The 1426-nt window shown below is 62.6% G+C and carries 2 protein-coding genes; both read left to right on the top strand.

Going from position 1 to position 1426, the window contains the following annotated elements; genetic code table 11:
- A partial coding sequence (locus tag B9Y90_RS26130; RefSeq protein WP_176227950.1) for a phage tail sheath subtilisin-like domain-containing protein occupies positions 1-1015 on the top strand: 1015 nt, incomplete at its 5' end.
- A 10-nt stretch (positions 1016-1025) separates the two neighbouring features.
- Positions 1026-1397, top strand: coding sequence for a hypothetical protein (locus tag B9Y90_RS26125; protein ID WP_061279007.1), 372 nt, complete (start codon positions 1026-1028; stop codon positions 1395-1397).
- Positions 1398-1426 lie beyond the last annotated feature (29 nt).

The raw sequence follows: 1426 nt of genomic DNA, 5'->3' as shown, positions 1-1426 counted from the left end.
CGTGGGGGCCATCACCGCCCGCGCTGACCTGCCGCTTACGGCAGAATCGGGGGATGTCACCCCGGTGACCTTTGAGGCTGACCCACCCAAAGTCAAAGGCATCACGCTGACGGCCCGCAACAAGGGCACCTGCGGGAATGAAACCGGGCTGGTGCTCACCATCACGGCGGACGGCATCACCGGCGCGATGAAACCGATGGCAGGCGGGGCCGGTGACCCGGATATCGCCCCGGCGCTCGCTGCCATCTTCAGCGCCGGGCACACGGTGATTGTAATGCCGTACAGTACAAGTACGGCCATGGGTAAGCTGGCCACTCATCTCGACAAAGTCTCCGGCCCGGTGGAGCAACGCGGGGCTATCGGGGTGACCGGCTGGCGCGGCACGCTGGCGACCGGGACCACTCTGACCGGCACCGTCAATGCCGCCCGCATGACCACGGGCTGGCATAACGGTTCGCTGTGCAGCCCCGGCGAAATCGCGGCAGTGTACGCTGCAACCCTTATCAGCGAGGACGACCCGTCCGAGCCGCTGGATAACCGCGAACTGCCGGGGCTGGATATCACACCCCAGTCCGCCTGGCCGATGCGCACTGAAGAAGAGAAAGCGCTGCATAACGGCCTGACCCCGTTCCGGGTGCAGGGCAGCCGGGTACAGCTGGTTCGCGCCATCAGTACATACATTAAGAACGCGGCAGGCACGGACGATGACACGCTGCTGGATATCACCACCATCCGCACCCTCGATGCCATCCGGCTGGCATGGCGCACAAGGATGTCGCAGCGCTTCCCGAACGGCGGGAAACTGACCGACCGCAGGCTGCAGCAAATCCGCTCGGAGACGCTGGATGTGCTGTACGCCATGGAGCGGCTGGAGTGGGTGGAAGATATCGACACATACAAAAATCAGGTGACCGTCACACGTAATACGCAGGACCGGACCCGCGCGGATGTGGGTATCCCCGCCCCGGTGGTACGCGGCCTGCATATCCTGACCGGCACGGTCTACCTGTACTGAGGAGAGAGCCATGGCAGATGTCTACATTGGGCCGATTGTGCTGGAAGTGAACGGCACGGAAATCGAGGTGACCCGCGTCAGTCCGACGGTCGATACCGGGCGCAAGCTGGTGAAGACCATGAACTCGACCGGCCGCGCACGCGGGCATGTCAACGGCATCGCGACGTACAACCTGACGCTGGAGGCGGTCAAACCCAAAGGCCGCACCTTCATCTGGGAAAACATCGTGGACGCAAAACTGACGCTGTTTCCCGAGGACGGCGGCGACAAGACTATCACGTACCAGAACTTTACCGTGCAGACGGTGGGTGACGAATACAACGTGGACAACGAAGCGCGGGTGAGCATCACCGGCTTTGCCCTGAACCGTATTGAGGAGTAATGATGACCGATTCACTGAACACCACCGGC

It is taken from the genome of Cedecea sp. NFIX57, from assembly GCF_900177785.1.
In the GTDB taxonomy this organism is placed as follows: domain Bacteria; phylum Pseudomonadota; class Gammaproteobacteria; order Enterobacterales; family Enterobacteriaceae; genus Cedecea; species Cedecea neteri_C.
Note: the sequence above shows the minus strand (reverse complement) of the source record. Positions and strands in the feature narration are given on the sequence as shown.